General features: G+C 43.8%; 5 protein-coding genes. All 5 read left to right on the top strand.

Translation table 11 applies throughout. The features are described 5' to 3' along the window. Positions 1–31 precede the first annotated feature (31 nt). The 5 genes from EXT47_RS12125 to EXT47_RS12145 all read left to right on the top strand — a co-directional run bounded on the left by EXT47_RS12125 (position 32) and on the right by EXT47_RS12145 (position 5897). Positions 32–1999 carry an FAD-dependent L-amino acid oxidase gene (locus tag EXT47_RS12125; RefSeq protein ID WP_045989932.1) on the top strand — a complete coding sequence of 656 codons (1968 nt, stop codon included), beginning with the start codon at positions 32–34 and terminating at the stop codon, positions 1997–1999. Positions 2000–2243: 244 nt separating this feature from the next. Further along, the gene (locus tag EXT47_RS12130) at positions 2244–2942 is read left to right on the top strand and encodes a spondin domain-containing protein (RefSeq protein WP_130126684.1); all 699 of its coding nucleotides are present in this window, start codon (positions 2244–2246) and stop codon (positions 2940–2942) included. A gap of 9 nt (positions 2943–2951) precedes the next feature. Then, positions 2952–3659 (top strand): spondin domain-containing protein, encoded by a 708-nt coding sequence (locus tag EXT47_RS12135; protein WP_130126685.1) that lies wholly within the window; start codon positions 2952–2954, stop codon positions 3657–3659. A gap of 52 nt (positions 3660–3711) precedes the next feature. Beyond that, positions 3712–4443 (top strand): response regulator transcription factor, encoded by a 732-nt coding sequence (locus EXT47_RS12140; protein WP_130126686.1) that lies wholly within the window; start codon positions 3712–3714, stop codon positions 4441–4443. Beyond that, positions 4440–5897 carry a HAMP domain-containing sensor histidine kinase gene (locus EXT47_RS12145; protein WP_130126687.1) on the top strand — a complete coding sequence of 486 codons (1458 nt, stop codon included), beginning with the start codon at positions 4440–4442 and terminating at the stop codon, positions 5895–5897. Before EXT47_RS12140 ends, EXT47_RS12145 begins: the two co-directional genes overlap by 4 nt. Positions 5898–6312 lie beyond the last annotated feature (415 nt).

The raw sequence follows: 6312 nt of genomic DNA on the forward strand, positions 1-6312 counted from the left end.
AGTGTGAGACATAGTCGACTAAGGAACTCACATGACTCACTACAAAATAGGTACAGACATCAGTCAAAAACTCATTCCAGACGCGGTGAAAGTCGCAGTGATAGGGGCTGGTATGTCTGGTTTGTATAGCGCTTGGCGATTACAGTGCGAAACAGACATTGATGACTTCGCCATTTTTGAGCGCAGCAACCGCACAGGTGGAAGATTGGACTCAGATCTTATCCATTTTAGAGATAACCGCGCAGGAGCAAAGCCTGACAGCACCATTACAGTCAAAGAAGAACAAGGTGGTATGCGGTTTCTATTTGAGGGTATGGATGACCTAATGGCCCTCTTTCTAAAGTTAGGCCTAGAAGATCAGATAGTCCCTTTCCCTATGAATAGTGGCGGCAATAACCGGCTCTACTTTCGCGGTACCAGCTTTTCGGTAAACGATGCCGAACAAGACGACTATCATATTTGGTCAGCACTTTATAACCTCGACCCAAACGAGCAAGGTGTTAACCCCAAAGACATTATTAATGTTGTTTTTAATCGTATCTTGCAAGTGAATCCACAGTTTGATTCAAGGCCAGAGGTTCGCGGTCCAGAGTTTTGGCAAGATTTCCGTCTGCAATGTCAATGGCAAGGTGAACCGCTATATAATTGGTCTTTGTGGGATTTACTCACTGATATGGGTTATAGCCAAGAATGTATCACCATGCTGTATCGTGTTTTGGGTTTTAATGGCACCTTCTTATCGAAAATGAACGCGGGAGTCGCCTACCAGCTTTTGGAAGACTTTCCTGCAGATGTCGAATTTAGAACCTTTAAAGATGGCTTTAGCACCCTGCCAAACGCGCTGGTGGATAAAATAGGTAAAGAGAAGATTTACCTGCAAACGAGCATCGACAGCATCGCCTTTGATAAAGCAGACAATCTATATGTACTTAAGTACACCAAAACCGAACAAGACGGACAGATAAGCGAAGGAACATTTAAAGCCGAAAAGCTTATTTTAGGGCTACCAAGGCTCGCGCTTGAAAAGTTGTTCATTGCGTCAGATGTATTCAAACAACTACCAAAGCAGCGGCGCGATGCGTTATGGGATACATTGCAAAGCACAAGCAACCAACCGCTCCTGAAGATTAATTTATACTACGACACTGCATGGTGGGGAACCGGCATGACAGGTCGCCCAGCTGTCAGCTTTGGACCTAACTTTGCCGATTTACCAACGGGTTCTGTTTATCCCTTTTATGCTTTAGATGATGAACTCGCAGCCGCGCTTATGTATAACGAGCGTCATGCCGAGCCTAATTCTGAAACCCAACACAAACTCGAAGGGATAGAAGCCGCTAAATACAGTCGCCCAGCTGCATTGACTATTTACTGTGATTATCTAAATATTAATTTTTGGAGTGCACTGCAAAACAAAGGTGAGCTTTATCATCACCCTCGTGAGTCGGAACTCGTTGAATCTATTCCCAGTGATATTTTTCCAGCCTCGGAAGCGGTTGTACGACAAGCGACACAATTCTTTAAAGACATTTTTAATACACATTATGTTCCTCAGCCCACCCTCACAAGCGCTCGAATTTGGGAAGGGAATGTGAATTTCAATGTCCCTGAAAATCTTCAATTTGGTTTTGGTGTACATCAATGGGCAATTGGTGCGAATGATAAAGACGTCATCGAAGATTTAGTGGAGCCGTTGCCAAATCTATTTACCTGCGGTGAAGCTTACTCTGATTATCAGGGCTGGGTAGAAGGCGCGTTACGTTCGACAGATTTAGCGCTACAAAAAGGGTTTGGTTTAGCGCCACTAAGCGAGGTCTTTGAAACAGACCAAGGCTGTAGCTCGTCAGAAGCAATACAAATCGCCTATCGGAAAATTGCTAATGAAATGATTATGGAATATATCGATCCTAACTTTTCACCAAACACTAAAGACAAAGTAACGCTTGCTGATGCCAATAGTGTGCTTGGCGTCAACCTCAGTTATTTCGATAAGCCCTAACCCGCCTCTCTAGTAATGAGGAGTTTTTTACTCCTCATTATCCCTACCTTGCAGAACGAATTGATAGTTCTCGACCGACTAGAACCGTTCCGGCGTACTTCAAGTTACCCTAAGCTCCGCTGTTCTGAGCCCTGTGATAAGTATTCTACGCTTTTGTGATAAAAACGTGATAACTCCGTGAGCCTATCTCAATATCTTGCAGCCATGATAAGGAGACTGTTAATCCTAATAAGAAGAGTACATCATGAAAGCAAAAATCCTGACAACATTAGTCGCAACGTGTTTATCAAGCGCTGCGTTGGCACAAGACCTTGAAGTAAAAATCACTAACCTCACTCACGGTATTTACTATACGCCTTTACTGGTGGCTACTCATAATCAAGATACCGCTCTTTTCAAACTCGGTGAGCAAGCTTCTGAAGCATTGCAAGCCATGGCCGAAGGCGGTGACATTTCAGCTTTAGGACAAATCCTCGAAAGCTCAAACGCCAATATGGTCGCCAACCCAGCTGAGGGGCTACTTGCACCCGCAGGCTCTACAATGGCGATGATATCTACCAGTGAGGGAAATACGCACCTTTCAATTGTGGCAATGCTACTTCCTACCAATGATGGATTTGTAGGATTAAATGCGTGGCCTATTCCAAGCGCTGCCGGCACCTATGAAGTTTACCTTAATGCCTATGATGCGGGTACTGAAGCGAATAATGAATTGGTTGTCGAAGGCTCTGGTGCACCCGGTATTTTAGGGATCCCGGCATCGCCAGGTGCAGCTCCTGGAACTCAAGGTGCTGGCGTCACAGCAAGTGAAGAAAACACCATGGTCCATATTCACAGAGGCAACGTAGGTGACGACGAGCAAGTCGGCGGTAATAGCGATCTGCATAACACCGTGCACCGTTGGTTAAATCCCGTAGCTAAAGTAACAGTAACCGTAAAATAAGGGGGAGCTATGAAAGCGAAATTAGCATTAATTGCGATGTCTGCGCTCCTGCTCAGTGCATGTGGAGACAATGACAATAATATGGTGATGCCAGAGCCTCCGGTTGAGCCAGAGCCAGTTGAGTATGAGTTTGCCATCACTATCACGAACCTTACACATGCACAGCCTATGTCACCAATTGCAGCGCTGCTTCATCAGTCTGGTCATTACTTTACTGTCGGCATGCCAGCGAGTGAAGCATTAGAGCAAATTGCAGAGGGCGGAAATAACAGCGACATCATAGCCGAAGAGATGACACAAGCATCCGTCTCAACGGATGGACCTTTAGGCCCCGGTGCGACAACCAACCTTTCCATCAAAACTACTGACCTTTCTGAGCTTAAGTTATCGCTATTAACCATGATGGTGAATACCAATGATGGATTCTCCGGTCTAAATGCTATAGACGTCTCTGCGCTGCCCGTAGGTGAGATGCAAATGTATCGAACACTTGCCTACGATGCTGGCACTGAGCTGAATAGTGAAGCCGCGGGAACCATACCAGGCCCAGCAGATAGCGGTGAGGGCTTTAACGCAGAACGCAACGATAATCACAACATGGTGACGATGCACAGTGGTGTAGTTGGTAGTGATGATGGACTCCAAAGTTCAACGCTCACTAGTGTCCATAAATTTGATAACCCACTGCTTGCAGTCACAATCGAGAGAGTTAAATAGCCTGTGCGCAAACGTCTGCCATAGGCGTTTGCGCTTTCATAAAGGGCTATTTATGTTAGAAAACGTGTTGCTAGTTGAAGATGATTTAGACATAGCGAGATTACTCCAAGTGCATTTAGAGGAGTTAGCTTTAGAGGTAACGCATATTGCCGACGGCAGCCAAGTATTGTCGACTGCTAAAGCGAACGATTTTGCCGTGATTTTACTGGATTTAATGCTACCTAATATGGATGGACTAACCCTTTGTCGAGAGCTTAAGGCGCTTTACCCTATGAGTAGTGTCATCATCGTCACCTCAAAAAATAGCGATATCGATAGGATCATTGGACTTGAAGTTGGTGCGGACGACTATATATGCAAGCCTTTCAATACGAGAGAGTTGCAAGCAAGAGTGAAAGCCCAGCTACGCCATGTCAGGCAACTTAAGCAACCAATGCAGACTGAAAATACGGACTTCCCACGCGATAAAATTGCAGTTGGGAGCCTAGTTATCGATGCCTGTTGTCATGAAATTTCGTTGGCTAATGTTAGATTAGACCTTACCGCAACCGAATTTGAGCTGCTGCAGTTTTTTGCTAAACACCCAAATCACGTGTTTTCTCGAACCCAGCTATTAGAATCAGTATGGGGCTACCAACACTCAGGATACGAGCATACCGTTAACTCCCATATTAATCGTCTGAGGGCAAAGCTTGAAGCTATTTCAAATAATACGGTGATAGAAACAGTATGGGGTGTTGGTTACAAATTAAATTCAGCCTCTCTTAGCGGGCAAAGCGTATGAAGCTCTCACTCTACAAAAAACTCGCACTGACCTTATTTGTCACTTTCGTTGTCATAGCAGCGATTTTTGTGTGGTGGACTCAAGCGCTATCTCAAGTCTCTAAATCTCAAGCAGAACAACAATTACACCTCGCACTTGCGACCCATCTTGTTGACGATAACCCCCTGATAAAACAAGGAGTGTACGACTATGACGGTTTGAGTAATCTATTTCACACCTTGATGATCTTAGGCCCCTCATTCGAGTTTTACTTTGTCTCCCCTGAAGGTAAGCTATTAACTTACTCTGCATCCCCTGGAGAGGTTAAACGTCAAAAAATTGATGTTACCCCGTTAAAAAAACTCCTAAAGAGCGATAGCCAACTACCTGTATTTGGTGACGATCCGAGAAGCGTTAACGGCAGTAAAATTTTCTCTGTAGCCCCTGTATTTAATCAAGATATTTTGCAGGGTTATCTATATATCATCATCGGCTCGTCAAAATACGATAGCATTATTGAGCAACTAAAAAATTCAGACAAGGTAATGCTTGGGGTAAGTTGGTTATTAGGCACTTTGTTCTTTTTGCTGGTTGTTGTGCTGCTACTACTTAATAAAATCACTAAGCCCGTGTCCAGACTGACTCAATATATAGATCAAGTCAGCCAAAACCATTTTAATATTAGTCGTGATGCCCAAATAAATTGGCCCGAAAAACATGATGAGATCCATCAACTGGGTCGCAGCGTCAATGCTATGCTGGATAAAATTCAGCAGCAATTAACCACACTTAATCTCAAAGATGAACAACGGAAAGAACTACTTTCACAGCTAAGCCACGATCTCCGCACACCACTTGCCTCGCTTAAAGGCTACATTGAACTGATAGAAAAACAAACGAGTGACAAAAATATCGTTTCGCACATCGAAATTGCCAGCAAAAATATAAATCAGCTCAATCATCTTATCGCGCAAATTTTTGAACTCGCCCATCTAGAAGCTGGACATACCAAACTTAATATTGAGCCCTTTAATCTACTTGAACTTATGTATGACGTTGCGGCTAAATTTACATTGCAAGCTAAACAGCGCGGAATAACCATCTCAATAAGCCCGAAAGCAAGCGAAGTTAGTGTATACAGTGATATCGGGAAATTAGACAGGATTTTATCAAACCTCATCGATAACGCTATCAGGCACACTGATGCTGGTGGCGAAATACAGCTCACATTACAGCAGCAACAAGATATTGCTTTAGTGAGTGTTAATGATACTGGCATTGGGATAAGCGCCACTGATCTTCCCTATATATTCGACGCTAGCTTTCAGGCCAAAAATAGCCTAAGTAACCGCAAACACAATGCAGGGCTAGGCCTTGCGATCACAAACGAGCTCGTTAAATTATTAAAAGGAAATATTAGCGTATCAAGCAAGCTAAACCGTGGTTGTAAATTTACAATTTCACTGCCACTTTGATTTGCTAACTCTCTTTCTTTAGGTACCTAAAAAGAAAGTAGCATATTCTAGACGTATAGATATACAAATCGGTGGATAAACCACCTCCTACCATGTTGCATTGTGCTTATGCTGTGGTGAGAGCGAGTTTATCTCAAGAAGGTGATCACTTTGTAGATTGGGAAAGCCTTCAGCGTTTTCGACTTGGATGTGTATGTATACAAATCGGCGGGTAAACCGCCTACCACGTCGCACTGTGCTTATGCAGAGGTGGGAGCGAGTTTATCTCGCGATGTATTGAACTAAAAATGCAAAAAACCCATTACATAGTGTAATGGGTTTCTTTAATTGGGCCCTGACGATGTTCTACTTTCACATGGGTAATCCACACTATCATCGACGCTGTTTTGTTTCACTTCTGAGTTCGGCATGGGGT

The organism is Pseudoalteromonas sp. CO342X, assembly GCF_004208915.1.
Taxonomy (GTDB): Bacteria; Pseudomonadota; Gammaproteobacteria; order Enterobacterales; family Alteromonadaceae; genus Pseudoalteromonas; species Pseudoalteromonas maricaloris.

What these genes read in the sequence shown, in the direction of transcription:
- EXT47_RS12130 (WP_130126684.1), top strand. Translation starts at nt 2,244, where the DNA reads ATGAAAGCAAAAATCCTGACAACATTAGTCGCAACGTGTTTATCAAGC.
- EXT47_RS12140 (WP_130126686.1), top strand. Translation starts at nt 3,712, where the DNA reads ATGTTAGAAAACGTGTTGCTAGTTGAAGATGATTTAGACATAGCGAGA.
- EXT47_RS12135 (WP_130126685.1), top strand. Translation starts at nt 2,952, where the DNA reads ATGAAAGCGAAATTAGCATTAATTGCGATGTCTGCGCTCCTGCTCAGT.
- EXT47_RS12125 (WP_045989932.1), top strand. Translation starts at nt 32, where the DNA reads ATGACTCACTACAAAATAGGTACAGACATCAGTCAAAAACTCATTCCA.
- EXT47_RS12145 (WP_130126687.1), top strand. Translation starts at nt 4,440, where the DNA reads ATGAAGCTCTCACTCTACAAAAAACTCGCACTGACCTTATTTGTCACT.